Here is a 19022-nt window from a genome sequence, read left to right on the forward strand (position 1 = left end):
CGTGCTCTACCGGTCGTGGAGTGCGCGGTCACGCACAGCCCGGTGCAGCCCCGTGCAGGACGGACGGCGGGCCGGGATCTCGGACCGATCTCGGCGCGGAACTGGACCGATCTCGACGCGGAACTGGACCGATCTCGGCGCGGAACTGGACCGATCTCGGCGCGGAACTGGACCGATCTCGGCGAAGGGGAGCCGCGGGCCCGGCGCCCCTGCGGAGCTCCGTGCGGGACGGACGACGCTCCGGGGCGCCTCAGTCCTCAGCCCTTGTCGTGCGTCGTGGAGGTCTCGAACAGGAGGTTGATCTGCTCGTTGGCCCTGGTGAGCGTGGAGGCGGGCCTCCGCTCCGCCCACAGGGCGTCCGTGGCGGGCTTCATAATTGCCGCGACGTCAGCGCCGAAGTAGGTCAGCGGGAAGTAGAAGGTCGTCCCCCTGTCCACGTGGTCGGTGAAGGGCGCCGTCGGCAGCCCCGTCCTCTCGAACACCTCGACCGCCTTGCGCGTGGAGGAGGCGATGGCCGGGAAGACGACGCCGTAGGAGGCCACGATGTCCTGCGCCTCGGCCGTGCCCAGGAAGGCCACCCACTTGGAGGCGTTCTCAATGTTGCCCGACTGCTTGGCGATGGAGTCGCCCAGACCGTTGAACAGGGAGACGGACTTGCCGTTGGGGCCGACCGGGTTCGCGGCGATTCCGACACTGACCTCCAGGTTCGCGTAGGTGTTGAACATCCACGAGCCGTTGATGCACATGGCGATGGACCCCGAGCCCAGCTGGACATCGGTGCCCGAGGTGGTGGAGAAGGCGCCGCGAGGAGGCATGTAGCCCTTGTCCACCAGGCCGAAGTACCAGTCCATGGTCTTCTGGAAGACCGGATCGTCGTAGCGGTAGCGGTCTCCCCAGGTCTCCTTGTTCGTGTAGTACCAATCGCCCACCGAACCGGTGAAGGGGCTCCACTGGGTCTGTCCGTCAGCCGAGCCCGCGTCCTTGATGCTCAGGCCGTAAACGGCGATCCGGCTCTTGTCGAATCCGTCCTCGTCCCCGCGCACGCCGTTCTTGTCGACGGTCAGGCGGGCGAGGATCCTCTCGAAGGTGCCGCCGTCGTCGGGGTTCCAGGTCCAGGCTGCCAGGTCCTTCTCGCTCAGACCGGCGTCGGCGAGCATGTCCTTGTTGTAGAAGACCGCCTCGGTGTCCCAGTCCTTGGGGCAGCCGTACTGGCGGCCGTCCTCGCCCTTCCACAGGTCGATGAGCCCCTCCTGGAAGGCGGACTCGTCCACGCCCGACCAGGCGGCCTGCTCGTCCAGAGGAAGCAGGACGTCCAGGTCCACGAACTGGGCGAACTTGGAGATGTGGTCGGTGAAGACGTCCGGGCCGGTGCCGGCGATGAATCCCGCCGTCAGCTTGGTCCAGTAGTCGTCCCAGGCGATCTGGGTGATATTGACGTGGATGCCGGTGGCCTCCTCGAAGGCCGCCGCGCACGCCTCGTAGGCGGGGAGCTGGCTGGCGTCCCACAGCCAGTACTCCACGGCGCCGGAGGGGCCTGATTTCCGGGAGCCCCCGGAGCACGCCGCCAGGGCGAGGGCCGCGGCGCCCGAGGCCAGGCCGCCGAGGAATCCGCGACGGGACAGTGAGGGGCGAGGGGCGAAATTCTTAGTGAGATTCTGAGTAAGATTCTGAGTGAGATTCGTAGCCGTCATCTGGTGCCTCACTTAATGCCGGTAAAGCCGATGGAGTTGACAATGCGCTTGGCGAAGGCCGCGAACAGCAGGAGCATCGGGAGGGCGGCCACGAGCGTGGCGGCCATGAGCCCGGACCAGTCGGGCCCGGTCTGCGGGGCCTGGGACTTGAAGACCGCCAGGGCCACCGTGAGCACCCGGGAGGAGTCGGTGTAGGAGACCAGGAGGGGCCAGAAGTAGTCGTTCCAGGCCGTGATGTAGGTCAGGATCGCCAGGGTGGAGATGGGCGCCCTGGCCATGGGCAGGATCAGCTGGAAGAACACGCGGACCTTCGAGGCGCCGTCGAGCAGGGCCGCCTCCTCCAGCTCGCGGGGGATGTTCATGAAGAACTGCTTGAGGAAGAACACGGCGAAGGGCGTCATGAGCATGGTCGGCAGGGCCACGCCCAGGAGGCTGTCGACGAGGTGGAGCTGCTTGACCAGGACGAAGTTGGGCAGGAGCGTGAAGATCGAGGGGACCATGAGGGCGGCCAGGAAGATCCCGAAGACCGTGTCGCGCCCCTTCCAGCGCAGGCGGGAGAAGGAGTAGGCCGCCATGGCGGAGAAGAAGACCTGCCCCGCCGTCACCAGGGTGGCCACGACGACCGAGTTGCGCAGGTAGAGCCAGAAGCTGATGGCGGCGCCAGAGCCGCCGTCGGCGAGGGCCTCCTGGGTGGACTGCGCGCCGAAGACGCGGGCGAAGCCGCGCAGGTTGGTATCCACGGGCAGGATGCTCGTGGGGTCGGCGGTGATGCCCGCGTTGGAGGACAGGGCGGTGCGCAGCACCCAGTAGAAGGGCAGCAGGGTGAAGAGCATAATGAGGACCATTGCGGCCCAGGCCAGGATCCGGCCCGTGGTGAGGCGGGTCCTGGGGGGGACGGTGGCGGAGGGGCCGGGGCCGACGTCGGTGCGCGAGCTCGCGGTTGCGGTTGCAGCAGTCATGGGTGGCTTCCTTAGTCTCAGTCCAGGTCCGTCTGGCCCGCACGGGTCATGCGGTACTGGAGGGCGGTGATGGCGGCGAGGATGATGAGCAGGCCCACCGCCATGGCCGAGGCGTAGCCGAACTGGAAGCGCCCGAAGGCCATGTCGTAGATGTAGTACTGCAGGACGCGCGTGGCGTTGACGGGGCCTCCCTGGGTGGTCACCGAGACGGTGTCGAAGACCTGGAAGGAGCCGATCATCGTCATAATGAGGACCAGTGCGAGGATGGGGCGCAGCAGGGGGACGGTGATCCTCCAGAACATGCGCCACTCGCTGGCGCCGTCCACCTTGCCGGCCTCGTAGACGGTGTTCGGGATGGACTGCAGGCCCGCGAAGATGAGCAGGGCCGTGTAGCCCGCGTGCCGCCACACGTTGATGACGGCGATGGTGGGAATGGCCAGGGCGGAGGAGAAGAAGTCCACGCGCGAGCCGGTGACGGCCTCGATGACCTGGTTGGTGATGCCCAGCGTGTTGTCCAGGATCCACAGCCACAGCATGGCGGCAACCACGTTGGACACCAGGTAGGGGGTCAGCACGATCGAGCGGACGAAGGTGGACTGGGTCAGGCGCTGCATGAGGACGGCGATGGCCAGGGCGAGGATCGTCTGCAGCCCGATATTGATGACGACGTACTCCAGGGTCACCCACACGGCGTTCCAGAAGGTGTCGTCGTGGACCATGCGCTTGTAGTTGTCCAGGCCCGCGAACTTCTCGGGGGTCAGGAGGTTGTACTCGGTGAAGGACAGCCAGATGCCTCGGATGAGGGGCCAGATGTAGAAGGCGATGAGGCCGACCGCCGCGGGCACGATGAAGGTCAGGCCGAGGACCCGGTCGTCCTTCGGCCGCCGGCGTAAGGCCGCCGGAGTGGTTGCGGACATGTATGGTTCTCCGTTCGTCGTTGATGGAGGTGATGGAGGCGGGGGAAGAGGCCGGGCGGATGGGATGAGCCGCCGAGGCGGGCCGGCTCCGCCCCGAGGGTGCGCGGGGGCGGACAGGCGCGCGGGCGCGACCGGGAGCGGGCTCGGCGTCGTCGACTCAGGTCTTGTCGACCGCGGTGGCGCGCACCAGCAGCATGTGGTCGGGATGGATGACGGGCAGGCTGAGTCCCGTGGCCGTCAGGTAGGAACCGGGCAGGGTGACTCCCTCGGGCCGGAGCCAGGCGGCCTGGTGGTGGAGGCCCTCGTAGGCGGGGACCGCCAGCCGCACGTGGTAGGTGCGCCCGGGGTCCAGTCCGGGCAGCGGCCGGGGCGCCCCGGGCCAGGTGGTGGCCTGGGCGAGTCCGGCGAGCTGATAGAGCGCGTCGGTCCGGTCGGGGGCGACGACGCCCTGGATGCGCACGGCGTCGTCCTCATCGACGTCGGCGTGCACGACCTCGCCGCCGTGCAGCAGGGGGCGCAGCTTCTTGTGGAGGGCGATGACGTCGGCCAGGGCGCGCCGGTCCCCCTCAGTGGCGGACAGCAGGTCCCACTCGACCCCCATGTGCCCCCACAGCGCCTGGCCGGCACGGAAGGACAGGTCAAGGCCGCGCAGGGTCGTGTGGTCCCTTCCGGCGCCGACGTGGGTGCCGACGAGCTCGGGCGGCAGCAGCAGCATGGTGGCGCGGTTGATGTCCGCCCGGTCGTGGGCGTCGTTGCAGTCCGAGGCCCACACGCGCTGGGCCCGCTCCATGATCCCCAGGTCGATGCGTCCGCCGCCGCCGCAGCACGACTCGATCTCCAGGGCCGGAAAGCGCTCGTGCAGGGCGTCCAGGAGCCGGTAGAGGGCCAGGGTCTGGTCGTGGACGGCCGGCGCCCCGCGGCGCGCGCCCGTCCGGGAGCCCGCCCCGGTGCCGGCCGCCATGTGGCCCGCGGCCAGGACGGTGGAGTTGTGGTCCCACTTGATGTAGGCCAGGTCCAGGCTCTCCACGAGGCCGCTGATCGCCTCGTACAGGTAGTCCCACGCCCCGGGGGCGGCCAGGTCCAGGACGCGCTGGCCGCGGTGCTCGACCGCCCCGCCGGCGCCGTCGGACAGGATCCAGTCCGGGTGGGCGCGGGCGAGGTCGGAGTCGCGGTTGACCATCTCCGGCTCGACCCACAGGCCCAGCTCCATGCCCAGGTCGCGCACGTGCGCAGCCAGGGGCTCCAGCCCGGCCGGCCAGACCTCGGGCGAGACCCGCCAGTCGCCCAGGCCCGAGGTGTCGTCGCGCCGGGACCCGAACCACCCGTCGTCGACGACGAAGCGCTCGATGCCGATGGCGGCCGCCTCGTCCGCGAGCGCCGTCAGGGTCTCCGGGTCCTGGTCGAAGTAGACGGCCTCCCAGGTGTTGAGCAGGACCGGGCGCGGCCGCGAGGGGTGGGCCGGCAGGGCGCGCAGGTGGGCGTGGCAGCGGGATGCCAGGGCGTCCAGGCCCTCGCCCCAGGAGCCGACGAGCCAGGGCGTGGTGTAGGACTGGCCGGCGCTCAGGACGACCTCTCCGGGGTGGAGGAGCTCGCCCGCACCCAGGAGCCGGTAGCCCTGCGGCGGGTGGGCGGCCAGGGCACGGGTGTTGCCGGACCAGGCCAGGTGCACGCCGTGGACGCGGCCGCGGCGCCAGCCGAAGCCGGGGGTCCCCGCGGCCAGCCAGGTGGCGGCGTCGTGCCCGGGGCGGCCCTCCCAGGCCTCGCGCAACCGGGTGCCCGGGGCGAAGGGCGTGCGCACGAGGCGGCGCTCGAAGCCGTGGTGGCCGGTCATGTCGACCAGCTCGGCGGCGTCGGAGGGCACCGGCAGCAGCGGGGTGACCTCGTCGACCTCCAGCGGGGAGGACCCCTCCTCCGCGACGTCGGTCACCCGTGCGCGCAGCCGCACCAGGCCGGAGGGCTCCAGGCGGATCTCGGTGACGACCTCGATGCCGTGGACGGCGTCGGTGCCGCGCGAGACGACGACGTCGGCCTCACCGCCCGGGGCGTCGTCGACGGCGACCGAGTGGGCGACGGCGTCGATGTGTGCGGAGAAGGCGGAGCCGTCCTGGCGGTGGACCAGGAGCGCCGGCCGGGCGGACCAGCCCAGGTGCGGCAGGGGCAGCACCGGCAGGTCGGGGGTGGTCCAGGTGCGGTTGGTGCCGGTGCTCATCGTCTGGGCGGCCCTCAGGTCGTCCAGGGTGGAGGCGCCGGTCTCGCCGAGGTCCCCGCCCCAGTGGCGCACCACGGGGAAGCGATCGTCCATGAGGTCGAGGACCAGGGAGGTGCCGCCCCGGCGCAGGTGGCGGGGCGGGGCCGGGGCGGCGGCGGGGACCGTGGGGGCGGTGGGGGCGGTGGGGGCGATGCGCGGGTCGGTCATCACGCTCCTCCTTGAACGTCGGGCCCATCCGGTGCCGGACGGCCCGGATGAGTGCGGGGGTGCCGCAGTGGGACGGCGGGTTCAGGAGGCAGGCTACCTCATTTTTTCGAGATAAAAAATACCTTGGCGCGGCCTTCCCGGGGCTCCCCGGCTCACTCTCCCACGGCGCCCGGCGCGCCCCGGCCCGGGTCAGCCTGGGTCAGCTCGGGTCAGCTCGGGTCATAGGGGGCCAGGACGACCTCGACCCGCTGGAGCTCCTTGACGTCGGAGTACCCGGTGGTGGCCAGGGTGCGGCGCAGCGCCCCCATGATGTTGAGGGTGCCGTCGGCGCGGTCGGAGGGGCCGTTGAGGATCTCGTCCATGGTGCCGACGGTGCCCACGCGGCTGCGGTAGCCGCGCGGCAGGCGCTCGTGGCGGGCCTCGGCGCCCCAGTGGTAGCCGCCTCCGGGGGCCTCGGCCGCGCGGGCGAGGGCGGCGCCGAGCATGACGGCGTCGGCCCCGCAGGCGATGGCCTTGACGACGTCCCCGGAGTTGCCCACCGAGCCGTCGGCGACGACGTGGACGTAGCGGCCCCCGGACTCGTCCAGGTAGTCGCGCCGGGCGGCGGCGACGTCGGCCACGGCGGTGGCCATGGGCGCGTGGAGGCCCAGGACCTGCCGCACGGAGGAGGAGGCGCCTCCGCCCTGGCCGACGAGCACCGCGGCGGCGCCGGTGCGCATGAGGTGGAGGGCGGCGGTGTAGGTGGTCACCCCGCCGACGACGACGGGCACGTCGAGCTCGTAGATGAACCGCCTGAGGTCGAGGGGCTCGGTATTGCCCGAGACGTGCTCGGCGGAGACCACCGAGCCGCGGATGACGAGCAGGTCCGCCCCGGCCTCCACCGCGGTGCGCCAGTGCCGCTGGGTCTGGGCGGGGCTCAGGCGCCCGGCGACGACGACGCCCGCCTCGCGGATCCGGGTGAGGCGCTCGGTGATGAGCTCGGGGCGCACGGGGGCGCGGTAGACCTCCTGGAGGACGCGGGTGGCCTCGGCGGGGGCGGCGGTGCGGATGCGGTCCAGGGCACCGGCGGGGTCCTCGTAGCGGGTCCACAGCCCCTCCAGGTCGAGCACGCCGATGCCGCCGAGGCGGCCCACCAGGATCGCCGTGTCGGGGCTCATCACCGAGTCCATGGGCGAGGCCATGACGGGCAGGTCCACGTGGTAGGCGTCGAGCTGCCAGCCCACGCGGACGTCGCGCACGTCCCGGGTGCGGCGAGCCGGGACCACCGCGATATCGTCGAAGGAGTAGGCCTGCCGGGCGCGCTTGGAGCGCCCAATCTCGATCTCACCGCTCACGGCGGCATCGTATCGGCCGGTGCGCGCCACGGTTCGTGTCACACCCCGGTGGCAGACTCCCCGCCATGGACCAACAGCACGGACACCCCCTCCCCTCCCCCGCCCCGGCCGGCACCGGCGACTCGTGGATCCGCGGCCCGCTGCTCGGCTTCGACACCGAGACCACGGGCGTGGACCCGCGCAGGAACCGGCTCGTGACGGCCGCCCTCGTCGCGCGCGGGCCGCTGACCGCCGGCACGCGCACGCAGCAGGTGCGCACCTGGATGGCCGACCCGGGCGTGGAGATCCCCGCCGCCGCCGCGGCGGTCCACGGCGTGACCACCGAGCGCGCCCGCGCCGAGGGGCTGGCCGCGCCCGAGGTGCTCGAGGAGGTGGCCGACGCGCTGGCCGCCGCCATGGACGCGGGCACGCCGGTCGTGGTCTTCAACGGCTCCTTCGACCTGACGCTCATGGAGTCCGAGCTGGCCCGGCACTCTCTGCCCACCGTGCGCGAGCGCCTGGGCGGGGACCTGGGCCCGGTGGTCGACCCGCTCGTGCTGGACCGCCGGGTCGACCGCTACCGCCGCGGCAAGCGGCGCCTGGGCGACCTGTGCGAGGTCTACGGCGTGAGCGTGGACGAGTCGCTGCACACGGCCGAGGTGGATGTCATTGCCACGCTCGACGTCCTGGAGGCCATGGTGCGCGCCTACCCCGAGCTGGCCCGCCTGAGCCTCGGCGAGCTCGTCCCCTTCCAGGCGTCCGCCCACCGGATGTGGGCCGAGTCCTTCAACGCGTGGCTGGCCCGCAAGAGCCCCGGCCGCCCGGGCGCCGACCCCGGCTGGCCCCTGCCCTCCGGGCTATGAGGCCCGGGCGGGTCCCGAGCCGCGCCCCGGTGCGCCGGCCGGCGAGCCGCGGGCGCCGTTCAGGCGCTGTCGCGACCGGCGTAGTTGGGGGCCTCGACGGTCATCCTGACGTCGTGGGGGTGGGACTCCTTCAGGCCCGCGCTCGTAATGCGCACGAACCGTCCCCGCTCCTTGAGCTGGCCGACGGTGCGGGCGCCCACGTAGAACATCGACTGGCGCAGGCCCCCCACCAGCTGGTAGACGACGGCGGCCAGCGACCCGGAGTAGGGCACCTGCCCCTCGATGCCCTCCGGGACGATCTTGTCCTCACCGGTGACGTCGGCCTGGAAGTAGCGGTCCTTGGAGTAGGAGGTGCGGCCGCGCGAGCTCATGGCGCCCAGCGACCCCATGCCGCGGTAGCGCTTCCACTGCTTGCCGTTGACGAAGACCAGGTCGCCGGGGGACTCGGTGCAGCCCGCCAGCAGGGAGCCGAGCATGACGGTGTCGGCCCCGGCGACCAGCGCCTTGGCGATGTCGCCGGAGTACTGCAGGCCGCCGTCGGCGATGAGCGGCACCCCGGCCGGCGTGCAGGCGCGGGCGGCCTCGTAGACGGCGGTGACCTGCGGGACGCCCACGCCCGCCACCACCCGGGTGGTGCAGATCGACCCCGGGCCCACCCCCACCTTGACGGCGTCGACGCCCGCGTCGATGAGGGCCTGGGCACCCTCGCGGGTGGCGACGTTGCCGCCGATGATCTGCACGCCCGCGAAGGCGGGGTCCCGCTTGAGCCGGGCGATCATCTCCAGGGCGAGGGTGGCGCCGCCGTTGGCCGTGTCGACCACGATGACGTCCACGCCCGCCTCGGCGAGCGCCCCGGCCCGCTCCCAGGTGTCGCCCCAGTAGCCGACGGCCGCCCCGACGACGAGACGGCCCTCCTCGTCCTTGGTGGCCCGGGGGTACTGCTCGGTCTTGACGAAGTCCTTGACGGTGATCAGACCGGTCAGGCGCCCGGCGTCGTCGATGAGGGGGAGCTTCTCGATGCGGTGCTCGGCCAGCAGCGCCTTGGCGTCCTCGCGCGAGATCCCCATGGGTCCGGTGATGAGGCGCTCGCGCGGCGTCATGCACTCGCGCACGGTCAGCGCCCCCCACTTCTCGGGGGGCACGAAGCGCAGGTCGCGGTTGGTGATAATGCCCAGCAGGTTGCCGTCGGAGTCGACCACCGGCAGGCCCGAGACCTTGTAGTGGCCGCACAGCTCGTCGAGCTGGGCGATGGTGGCGTCCGGGCCGACGGTGACCGGGTCGGAGACCATGCCCGACTCCGAGCGCTTGACCAGGCGCACCTGCTGGGCCTGGTCCTCAATGGACAGGTTGCGGTGGAGCACGCCCATGCCGCCCTGGCGGGCCATGGCGATCGCCATCTGGGACTCGGTGACGGTGTCCATCGCGGCGCTCAGCAGGGGTGTGGCCAGGGAGATCCCCGCGGTCAGCCGCGAGGCCGTATCAACATCGGAGGGGATGACGTCGGTCAGTCCGGGCAGCAGGAGAACGTCGTCGTAGGTCAGTCCGGTGGGGGCAAACAGGTCGGGGGCGGTGATCGAGTCGCTCACGACTCGCATGGTATGGCCGCGTGCGCGCGGGCGCACATCGCGGCGACGTTGCAGATGCGCGAAGACGCCCAACTGTGTCCAACGTGCGTCAGATTGGAGCCCGCCCCCCGCGACCGCCCCGCTCACCGAGATCGTCCGAATCTCAGAAAAAACACCCTCCGCAAGTGCTTGATCTCGCCGCCGCGATGTACCTAATGTTGTACCGGGCACAACGTGTTCAAGTGCGATCCGTGCATCCGCGCGAGGAAGGGGCGTGATGGCAGGAAATGCACGTCTTCCCAGGCCCATCACAACGCTGTGGGAGTGGCAGTACCAGGGCGCCTGCATCGGCATGGACTCCATGCGGTTCTTCCACCCTGAGGGCGAGCGCGGCAGCTCGCGCCGCAAACGCGACAACGACGCCAAGGCGGTGTGCCGCGCCTGCCCCGTGATCGTCGACTGCCGCAACCACGCCCTGGCCACCCATGAGCCCTACGGCGTATGGGGCGGCATGACCGAGGAGGAGCGCCGCGCCTGGATAGACCGGGAGGAGCGCGGGCGCGAGACACCGGCCTGAACCCGTGTCCCCCGCTCAGGACCCTGCGGCCCCGCGCCTCCCCCGGCGGCCCGCATCGGCCGCGCCCCGCCACGGCGATCACGATAACCACGACAACGATGCAGGGCCGCCCCTGGCGACGACGCGTCCCGGCCGGCCCATCGGGCCGGCCGGGACGCGTCAGCGAGCCTGCTCCGAGGCAGGGGTCACTTGGTGACGACGGCGAGGACGTCGCGCGCGGAGAGGATGAGGTAGTCCTCGCCCGCGTACTTGACCTCGGTGCCGCCGTACTTGGAGTAGATGACGAGGTCGCCCTCGGCGACGTCGACGGGGATGCGCTTGCCGGAGTCGTCGACGCGGCCGGGGCCCACGGCCACGACCTTGCCCTCCTGCGGCTTCTCCTTGGCGGTGTCCGGGATGACCAGGCCGGACGCGGTGGTCTGCTCGGCCTCGACCGTCTGCACGACGATCCGGTCCTCGAGCGGCTTGATGGAGATCGACATGTCGTCCTCCCCTTCTCGCTTCTTCAGTATGCGGATAGTGTCTGGGTCCGCGTCCCGACGGTGCCGGTCCGCCGTCGCGGGGGTCGGTCCGTCAGCGCCGAGGGCGCGCGCCGCGGGGCCGCACGGGCCCCGCGTCCGACACGGAATGTACGCGCGCGATTAGCACTCAGTCAATGCGAGTGCCAGAAAGGCGGGTCGGGTTCGCCCTGGGCGTGCAGGACGTCCCCCCTCACCCGGCCGGACCGCCGCAGGCCGGCGCCGGCGGTCACGTCCCGCGGTGGGCCCGCGTCCACGCCAGAGCCTCGTCCACGGTGGTCTCCCGCCTGCCCAGGATGGGGTCGCGTCTCGTGATCACGTCCCAGGCGGCCTTGATGGCGGCCGGGCGCTCACGCAGCCAGCTGCGCGCCCACGTGCCGCGGTCGACGGCGGCCTGGGTGTCGCCCACACCGCGGGCGTCGAGGCCCGCCGAGCGGCACACCGCCACCGCCCGGCTCACATGGAAGCTCTGTGAGACCAGGAGCGCCTGATCGACCCCGAAGATCCTGCGGGCGCGCACGCAGGTGTCGTAGGTGTCGAACCCGGCGTAGTCCAGCGCGATCGCCTCGGAGGGGATGCCCAGGCCCACCAGGTAGTCGCGCATTGCGGTGGGCTCGTCGTAGTCGACCCGGCTGTTGTCCCCCGAGACCAGGATGGCGTCCACCCGCCCCGCCCGGTACAGGCCGGCGGCGGTCTCCAGCCGGTACTTCAGCCACGGCGAGGGCTCGCCGGGGGCCCAGACCGACGCGCCCAGGACAATGGCCACGGGCGCCTCCGCCGTGTCCCCGTCCTCGCCGTAGTCGCTCACCCGGCCTGCGCTCGCCGCCAGGATCCAGGCATTGGGCACCACGAGGACGACGACGGCCAGGGCCGCGGTGATCCACGCCGCCCGGACCGCCCAGGTCCGGCGCCTGCTCCGCGCACCCGTGCTCCCGCTCGTACCCGTACCCATGAGGGCCTCCCTTCTCACCGCCGCAGCGCACCCAGGCGGGCACCGGGCGGCGGTCGACTCATCACGGTAATCCTGCGGCGGGCGCACCACGAGGGGGAGACCTCTCCACCCGGAACCGGGGGGTTCGGCCGGGACCGCACCGGCCCCGCCGCTCGGGCGCACCCGGATCGTTGCCATCGCCACGCGGCGGGTCACCCCACACCGGTCCAATGCGTGCCATGATCGCTCGATGGACGCCTCGCACCTCGCTCCTCTGCTCACGCCCGAGGGCTGGGCGCTGCTCGCAGACCTCCCGCCCTACGACGAGTCCACCGCGCTGTCGGTGGGGCAGGCCCTGCGCGACCAGGGGCACCCGCCGGCGCTCGTGTCGGCCGCGCTGACCCAGCAGCGGCTGCGCGGCCGCGCCGAGGCGAAGTTCGGCCCGTTCACCTCCAGGATGCTCTTCACGCCCGACGGGCTGGAGCAGGCCACCCGGCTGGCCGTCTCGGCCCACCACGCCGCCCGGTACGCCCGCGCCGGGCTCCGGCGCGTGGCCGACCTGGGCTGCGGCATCGGCGGGGACGCGATGGCGCTGGCGGGCCTGGGCCTGAAGGTGCTCGCCGTCGAGCGCGACGAGGCGACGGCCGCGCTGGCGACGGTCAACCTCATGGCCTTCCCCGATGCCGAGGTGCTGTGCGCCGACGCGCTCGAGCTCGACCTGGCGGCGCACGGCGTCGACGCCGTCTTCGCCGACCCGGCGCGCCGGGCCGACGGGCGCCGCATCTCCGATCCCGAGCAGTGGTCGCCGGCGCTCGGCCGGGTCCTGGCTCTGCGCGAGGACGTCGAGGCGCTCGGCGTCAAGGCCGCCCCCGGCATCGACCACGCCGCGCTGCCCGCCGACGCCCACGTGCAGTGGGTCAGCGTGGGCGGCGACGTCGTGGAGGCCGGCATCTGGTGCGGCCCGCTCGCCGCCGAGGGCCCGGGCCGCTCGGCTCTCGTCCTGCCCGCTGACGGCGACCCGCAGGGCGTCCGGGGCCAGCAGGGCGGCCCGGCCGCGCGGACCCTGCGCGACCCCGACTGCGACGACCCCTCCACGCCACCCGTCCAGCTCGCGCCGCTGGCCGAGATCGGAGACCTGAGAACCTACATCCACGAGCCCGACAGCGCCGCGATCCGCGCCGGGCTCGTGGCCCACCTGGCGCAGAGGCTCGACGCGGCGCCGATGGGCGAGCGCATCGCCTACCTCAGCGGCGACCGGCTCCCCGAGACCGCGCTGGCGCCGTTCGTGCGCTCGTGGCGGGTGCGCGAGGCGCTGCCCCTGAGCCTGAAGGCGCTCAGGGCCCGCGTCCGCGAGCGCGGCATCGGCAGCCTGGAGATCCACAAGCGCGGCCTGCCGGTCGCGCCCGAGGCCGTGCGCACCGCCGTCCGCCCCAGCGGCGAGGCCCACGAGACCTGGATCATGACCCGTCTGGGCCCCCGTGAGGACCGCACGCGCGGAGTGGTCGTCGTCGCCGAGCCCTGTCCGGCGACTCCGCCCGTCGAGGACCCCGCTCCCGCCTCCTGAGGCGCGCCGCCCCGGCAGGCGTCCGACCACCGCCCCGGCCCGCCCCGACACCGTTGAGGAGTCTCCATGGCCCCGCCCGCACGCCTTGTCCACCGCCAACCCCTGCCCTTCGCCCGCTCCGAGCGCTCCACGCTCGGCGTGGAGTGGGAGCTCCAGCTCATCGACCGCGACAGCCTCGACCTGCGCCAGTGCGCCGCCGAGATCCTCCAGGCGGCGGGGCCCGACGAGCACATCCACGGCGAGATGATGCTCAACACCGTCGAGCTGGTCTCAGGGGCCAGGCGCACCGTGGCCGAGTGCGTCGAGGACATCGCCCTGGCCTTCGACCGGCTCCTGCCGATCACCGAGCCCCTGCGCGTGGACCTGGCCAGCGCCGGCACGCACCCCTTCGCCGACCCCCTGGTGCAGAAGGTGACCGACGCCGAGCGCTACGCGCGGCTGGTGGACCGCACGCGCCTGTGGGGCCACCAGATGCTCATCTTCGGCACCCACGTGCACGTCGGCCTGGAGGACCGCGCCAAGGCGCTGCCGATCCTGCGGGCGCTGCTGACCCGCACGGCCCACCTGCAGTGCCTGAGCGCGTCCTCGCCGTTCTGGGCCGGCCTGGACACCGGCTACGCCGACAACCGGGCAATGATGTTCCAGCAGCTGCCCACGGCCGGGGCGCCCCACCAGCTGGACACCTGGGACGAGCTCGAGGCCTACGCCGGGGACATGATCCACACCGGCGTCATCGAGGACTTCACCGAGGTCCGCTGGGACGTGAGGCCCTCGCCTCGCCTGGGCACGGTCGAGGTGCGGGCCTGCGACGCCGCCACCAACCTCACCGAGCTGGCGGGCATTGCGGCGCTCACCCAGTGCCTGGTGGAGAGCTTCTCGCGGGCCGTGGACCGCGGCGAGGAGCTGGACGTCATGCCGGCGTGGTACGTCGATGAGAACAAGTGGCGCTCGGCCCGCTACGGCATGGACGCCATCCTCATCACCGACTCGCTCGGCAACGAGGAGCTGGTGACCGACACGGTGGAGCGGATGCTGACCGAGCTGGCGCCCGTGGCCGCGGACCTGGGGTGCGAGGCCGAGCTGGACGGGGTGCGGGCCACCCTGGAGGCGGGCGCCTCCTACCAGCGCCAGCTGGCGGCCGTGCGCGCCGAAGGCGGCAACGAGGCGGCGGTGCGGCTCCTGCTGGCCGAGCTGCGGGCCGGGCGCCCGCTGCGGCCCGAGGAGGCTGCCTCGCCGGCCGCCCCGGCCTGAGGCCGAGGGCCCGGCCGAGCCGCCCCCCTTCGTCGAGATCGGTCGTATTCCGCGCCGAGATCGGTTCACGGAGTCCGGCGGGGCGCCCGCCGCTGCCACCGACCCGGCCCGGCGGTCCCACCGCCGACGTCGGCTCCGCTCGCGCGCCCGGGTGCCCGACCGGCGTCGTCGCGCCCGGGCAGGCGCCGCGATCCCGGGCGGGGAGGCCGGCCCATCGCCGCGGCGCCGCGATCCCGCTACCGTGTCTCCATGACGGCCCCCATGACGCCTCTCCCCGCTCCGCCCCCCGGGCCGACCCCGGCTGGGAGCATTGTTCTGCGCTCGCAGTCCACCCGGCGCTCGAGCGCCGCAATCGTCCTGATGCTCCTGCTGAGCCTGGGAACTATGGCGCTCGCCATGCTGCTGTTCTTCGGCCGCATGGGCATCGTCCTGGTCCTCGTCGCGACTCCGCTGTTCGCCCTCCCCATCGGCATAGGCGCCTGGGCGATAGGCCGTCACCGTGGCACGTGCACCATCGTCAGCGCTCACGGGCTCACCCTGCGGGCGCCGGGTGCGCAGGCTCGGACCATTGCCTGGCAGGAGGCCCACGGCCGCATCCTGGTCAAGGTCGTCACGCAGCACACGCCCGCCCTGGTCGGCTCGGCCTCCATGGGATTCGTGTGCGTCGCCTTCGACGGGGGCGAGACGCCCCTGCCCGGCACCATGATCCACGCCGGCAACGCCCACACCGCCTTCCAGCAGAGCCATCGGACCGCCCTGAGGATCCTGGCCTACGACCCCTGGCGCCAGGGCGAGCCCCTGACCGCGTCCGAGTCGACCTACGCCCCGTGGGGGCCCGGCCTCTACCGGCCCCGCCCCTACACGCTCCAGCCCTTCCAGTGAGGTCCTGTCGCAGGGCGGCCGCGCGGGGCGATGGCCCGGGCGCATTCGTCGCGCGGCCCCGTGAACCGATCTCGAGCCGGAAGTGAACCGATCTCGGTGCGGAACTGGACCGATCTCGGCGAGGAGGGCGGGCGGAGGCTCCCGGTGGCAGTCAGGAAGCGACGCTGATGTCCAGGGGCATTCCCGAGTCGGGGGCGAAGTCCATGGGGCTGGGCGCCACGCCCGCGCGCACCGCGGCGGCGCCCAGGGCGGCGATCTGGGCGCCGTTGTCGGTGCAGTAGCGCAGGGGCGGCAGGCGCAGGGCGATTCCGGCTGCCTCGCAGCGCTCGGCGGCCAGATCGCGCAGCCGGGAGTTGGCGGAGTAGCCGCCGCCGACCACGAGCGTGTCGCAGCCCGAGTCCAGGCAGGCCTGGACGGCCTTGGCGGTCAGGGAGTCGTTGACGGCCTCGGAGAAGGCGGCGCACACATCGGCGGCCGGAACCTCCCGGCCTGCGTCCCGGAGCGTCTCCACGTAGCGGGCCACCGCGGTCTTCAGGCCGGAGAAGGAGAAGTCGTAGCGGTGGCGCTCCTTGTCCTTGCCCGCCGCCAGGCCGCGGGGGAAGCGGATGGCCTCCCGGTTGCCCTCCTGGGAGAGGCGGTCGACGTGCGGGCCGCCGGGGTAGGGCAGGCCGAGCAGCCGTCCCACCTTGTCGAAGGCCTCGCCAGCGGCGTCGTCGAGGGTGCCGCCGAGCTCGACGACGTCGGTGGCGACGTCCCCGATGCGCAGCAGGTTGGAGTGCCCGCCGGAGACGATGAGGCCGATGAACCGGCCGGGCAGGGGGCCGTCCACCAGCTCATCGACGGCCAGGTGCCCGATGACGTGGTTGACGCCGTAGACCGGCCTGCCCAGGGAGGCGGCCAGGGCCTTGGCGGCGCTGATGCCCACGGTGAGCGAGCCTATGAGGCCGGGGCCGGCGCTCACGGCGACGGCGTCGATCTCGCCCAGGTCCGCTCCAGCAGCCTCCAGGGCGGCGTCGAGGGTGGGGATGAAGGCCTCCAGGTGGGCGCGCGAGGCGATCTCGGGAATGATGCCGCCGAAGCGGGCGTACTCGTCCATGGAGGTGGCGACGGCGTCGCCGAGGAGCTCGCGGCCGCGCACAAGGGCCACGCCGGTCTCATCGCAGGTGGACTCGATGCCCAGAATCAGAGGTTCGCTCACAAGCGCTCAGCCTAGCCTCGGGGTTTCGTCGGTTGGTGGCGGGACCGTGGTGAAAGCACTCGTCCCGCCTGGGATAATGCGGTTTGCCGAGGATCGCATGACCCGGGAGGGGAGCCCCTTCACGGTGAAGCCTACAGGCACCGGGCGCGAAGCCGTGCCCGGTGCCGGGAGCCGAGGCGGGGCGGATTGCGGCGGTTTCGTTCGCTTACGGGCCACATACGATTTCGCGCACCTGCCTCGGTACGGGATCGGACCGATCTCGGCGAGGGCGCGGCGCATCGGGTGAACGCACTGCGAGCAGCGCCCGGCCACGAGCCTCGTCGTCTGATCGTCTGCGGCCCTTCCTCTGCAGAGACTCCCGGGCCTCCCGGGCCCAAGGGAGGGCCGCGGATGCGCCGAAGGGAGGAAACAGGCGAACCTCGCGCAGGAAGCGGCAGCCCCTCCGCCTCAGAGACTCTTCTCCTGCCCGGCAACAAGGCGATGCTTGTGAATCCACTGCGCTCAGGACAGGAGAGACCGTGATCGAGACCGCACGACCGCGTTGTCGACTCCGGCGCGGCACCATTGCGCGCGCGGCTACAGGATTATCAATGCCGCGGTCGGCGCCGTGCACCAGACGTTCAGCCCGGAGGCCCCTGGCCCTCGACCGGGCTGAGCGGGCCGTCACCGGCCGGGCACGAGTTCTACGGCTGCACGAAAACACCTCAGAGCGCCTCGCCGCCGCTACCAGGCTCTCGACCGCCAGTGGCGCAGGGAACCGGCACAGATCCGCCGGGCAGCCGTCAACGGCCGGCTCGCGCGCCAGCACAGGGGCCTGACCGCAGATCCCGGGGACGCACACCTCGGCGATGCGCCCCTGAGCTCCGGCCGGGCCGGCACCAAGCATCTCTCTGACAGGGGAAGAAAATGAACGACGTCAAGGCGCCAGTGGTGGTGCGCAGCGTACGCCAATCCTACGGGAGCCGTGAGGTGCTCCACGGGATCGACCTGAGTGTCGAGCACAATTCCTTTCACTGCATCATCGGCCCCAACGGGGCGGGCAAGACCACCCTGATCGAGATCATCCACGGCGCACGCAGGCCCCGCACCGGCACCATCAGGCTCCTGGGCCGCCCCCCACTGCCACGAGACCCCGCCCTCCTGGCACGAATCGGCGTCCAGTCCCAGGCCGCCGCATTCTTCTCACACGCCACGGCCTGGGAGCACCTGAGCACCATCGCGTCCCTTTTCGGAGCCTCGCAGGCCCGCGCCGAACAACTTATGGAAATTATGGGCCTGGGTCGGGTACGAAGCTCGCGCGTCGAGCACCTCTCCGGCGGCGAACGCCAGAAACTCGCCATCGCCTCAGCCGTCATCCATCATCCTGAGGTGCTCTTCCTGGACGAACCCACCGCAGCACTGGACGCCACTGCCCGGCACGATCTGGCCGAGCTGCTCACAACCATGTGGGAAGAAGGCACCACCATCATCTGCACCACCTGTTGCCCCAGCGAGGCTGAACATCTGTGCGACACGGTCTCCATCCTCGAAGCAGGCCGTCTGCTCACCACTGCCTCGCCAACAACTCTCACCGCCGGCACAGTCCCGAGCGCAATCCTCCTCCCACCCGATGCCGCCGACTACCTCGACACCATCACCGCCCTGCCCGGGATACACCACGCTCGAACAGCGCCCAACGGCATACTCATCCAGGTCCACAACCGCGACCAGGCCCTCGCCGCTCTCAAGCAGGCCGGCATCTCCACCGCCAGGGCTCAGATCCACGTCCCCACCCTCGAAGACGCCTACATCAAGATCACCCGAGATGAGCGCCCGGACCGCCAGTGATATTCGGGCCGCGATTTATTGTAAGGCAGGGCGGACAGGAGGACAAACAAATCACGCGCGGTCAGCGGCAGAGAATATGGAAAAGACAGCCGCCTCGACTATGAGTTATTGAGACGTCATCGAAATCGGGAGAACCAAGGCTCTCGCGAGAGACGCGGGGAGCGGCGCCCTGCCCGGCAGTTATAACGGCAGGCGCAGCAATACCGAGAAGCGAAACAACCAGGGCGGAACAGGCCAGAATGGACTGCTGGGCGTGTCTCGGACAGCCCTGAAAGCGGTCTTTCAGGCTGCTTGTCTTACTGCTCGGTGCTCCTGGTCGACCTCGCCCTGCGTCCTGTGCCCCAGGGCGGAGTGGAGTCGTTTCTGCGTGTGTACCGGGCTCGACCTGGGAGGCAATATCCCGGACGGCCTTGCTTCTTGTGGGATACACCATCTGATAGACCCTCTCGTTCTTCAGGGTCGCATTGAACGACTCCGCCCAGGCATTGTCCCAGCACACCCCGGTCCTGCCCACCGAAGGGCGAATGCCGTAGCTCTCCAGGTGCCTGGC

Annotated in this window: 15 protein-coding genes and 1 pseudogene; 6 read left to right on the top strand and 10 right to left on the bottom strand. The window is 71.7% G+C overall.

The features are described 5' to 3' along the window. Positions 1-257 precede the first annotated feature (257 nt). The 5 genes from O145_RS05130 to O145_RS05150 form a co-directional block, all read right to left on the bottom strand. The gene (locus O145_RS05130) at positions 258-1691 is read right to left on the bottom strand and encodes an ABC transporter substrate-binding protein (RefSeq protein WP_052374703.1); all 1434 of its coding nucleotides are present in this window, start codon (positions 1689-1691) and stop codon (positions 258-260) included. 8 nt (positions 1692-1699) lie between these two features. After that, positions 1700-2650 carry a carbohydrate ABC transporter permease gene (locus tag O145_RS05135; protein ID WP_043560544.1) on the bottom strand — a complete coding sequence of 317 codons (951 nt, stop codon included), beginning with the start codon at positions 2648-2650 and terminating at the stop codon, positions 1700-1702. A gap of 17 nt (positions 2651-2667) precedes the next feature. Further along, positions 2668-3567: a carbohydrate ABC transporter permease gene (locus O145_RS05140; RefSeq protein WP_043560547.1), complete on the bottom strand. Its 900-nt coding sequence runs from the start codon at positions 3565-3567 to the stop codon at positions 2668-2670. A gap of 157 nt (positions 3568-3724) precedes the next feature. Continuing rightward, positions 3725-5983, bottom strand: a complete 2259-nt coding sequence (locus tag O145_RS05145) for an alpha-galactosidase (protein WP_084682382.1) — start codon at positions 5981-5983, stop codon at positions 3725-3727. A 209-nt stretch (positions 5984-6192) separates the two neighbouring features. Further along, positions 6193-7317, bottom strand: coding sequence for a GuaB3 family IMP dehydrogenase-related protein (locus tag O145_RS05150; RefSeq protein ID WP_043560636.1), 1125 nt, complete (start codon positions 7315-7317; stop codon positions 6193-6195). Between the two features lie 65 nt (positions 7318-7382). On the opposite strand from O145_RS05150, the gene O145_RS05155 reads away from it, so the two are divergent. After that, entirely contained in the window at positions 7383-8159 is a 777-nt protein-coding gene (locus tag O145_RS05155; protein ID WP_043560550.1) for an exonuclease domain-containing protein, read from the top strand. A 59-nt stretch (positions 8160-8218) separates the two neighbouring features. On the opposite strand, the gene guaB is transcribed toward O145_RS05155, so the two are convergent. Beyond that, positions 8219-9754, bottom strand: coding sequence for an IMP dehydrogenase (gene guaB / locus O145_RS05160; RefSeq protein WP_229118369.1), 1536 nt, complete (start codon positions 9752-9754; stop codon positions 8219-8221). A 247-nt stretch (positions 9755-10001) separates the two neighbouring features. Here guaB and O145_RS05165 point away from each other — a divergent pair, with 247 nt between their 5' ends. Next, positions 10002-10301 carry a WhiB family transcriptional regulator gene (locus O145_RS05165; protein ID WP_043560552.1) on the top strand — a complete coding sequence of 100 codons (300 nt, stop codon included), beginning with the start codon at positions 10002-10004 and terminating at the stop codon, positions 10299-10301. Positions 10302-10486: 185 nt separating this feature from the next. On the opposite strand, the gene groES is transcribed toward O145_RS05165, so the two are convergent. Both groES and O145_RS05175 read right to left on the bottom strand, forming a co-directional pair. Next, on the bottom strand, positions 10487-10783 hold the full coding sequence (gene groES / locus O145_RS05170; RefSeq protein ID WP_043560555.1) for a co-chaperone GroES: 297 nt from the start codon (positions 10781-10783) through the stop codon (positions 10487-10489). A 265-nt stretch (positions 10784-11048) separates the two neighbouring features. Next, positions 11049-11771 (bottom strand): SanA/YdcF family protein, encoded by a 723-nt coding sequence (locus O145_RS05175; protein WP_084682383.1) that lies wholly within the window; start codon positions 11769-11771, stop codon positions 11049-11051. Positions 11772-12000: 229 nt separating this feature from the next. On the opposite strand from O145_RS05175, the gene O145_RS05180 reads away from it, so the two are divergent. The 3 genes from O145_RS05180 to O145_RS05190 all read left to right on the top strand — a co-directional run bounded on the left by O145_RS05180 (position 12001) and on the right by O145_RS05190 (position 15447). After that, positions 12001-13314 (top strand): class I SAM-dependent methyltransferase, encoded by a 1314-nt coding sequence (locus O145_RS05180; protein ID WP_043560558.1) that lies wholly within the window; start codon positions 12001-12003, stop codon positions 13312-13314. Positions 13315-13380: 66 nt separating this feature from the next. Next, positions 13381-14565, top strand: coding sequence for a glutamate--cysteine ligase (locus O145_RS05185; RefSeq protein ID WP_043560561.1), 1185 nt, complete (start codon positions 13381-13383; stop codon positions 14563-14565). 249 nt (positions 14566-14814) lie between these two features. Continuing rightward, entirely contained in the window at positions 14815-15447 is a 633-nt protein-coding gene (locus O145_RS05190) for a hypothetical protein (RefSeq protein WP_156966603.1), read from the top strand. A 151-nt stretch (positions 15448-15598) separates the two neighbouring features. Here O145_RS05190 and tsaD read toward each other — a convergent pair whose 3' ends face one another. After that, positions 15599-16645: a tRNA (adenosine(37)-N6)-threonylcarbamoyltransferase complex transferase subunit TsaD gene (tsaD, locus tag O145_RS05195; protein WP_043560566.1), complete on the bottom strand. Its 1047-nt coding sequence runs from the start codon at positions 16643-16645 to the stop codon at positions 15599-15601. 906 nt (positions 16646-17551) lie between these two features. Between tsaD and O145_RS05200 the strand changes: the two genes are divergently transcribed. Beyond that, a complete protein-coding gene (locus O145_RS05200; protein WP_043560570.1) occupies positions 17552-18472 on the top strand; it encodes an ABC transporter ATP-binding protein in 921 nt (306 codons plus the stop codon). Between the two features lie 441 nt (positions 18473-18913). Here O145_RS05200 and O145_RS19835 read toward each other — a convergent pair. Continuing rightward, positions 18914-19022: pseudogene (locus O145_RS19835) on the bottom strand (integrase core domain-containing protein); the annotation flags it as partial.

Origin of the sequence: Actinomyces israelii DSM 43320 (assembly GCF_000711965.1) — a bacterium.
In the GTDB taxonomy this organism is placed as follows: domain Bacteria; phylum Actinomycetota; class Actinomycetes; order Actinomycetales; family Actinomycetaceae; genus Actinomyces; species Actinomyces israelii.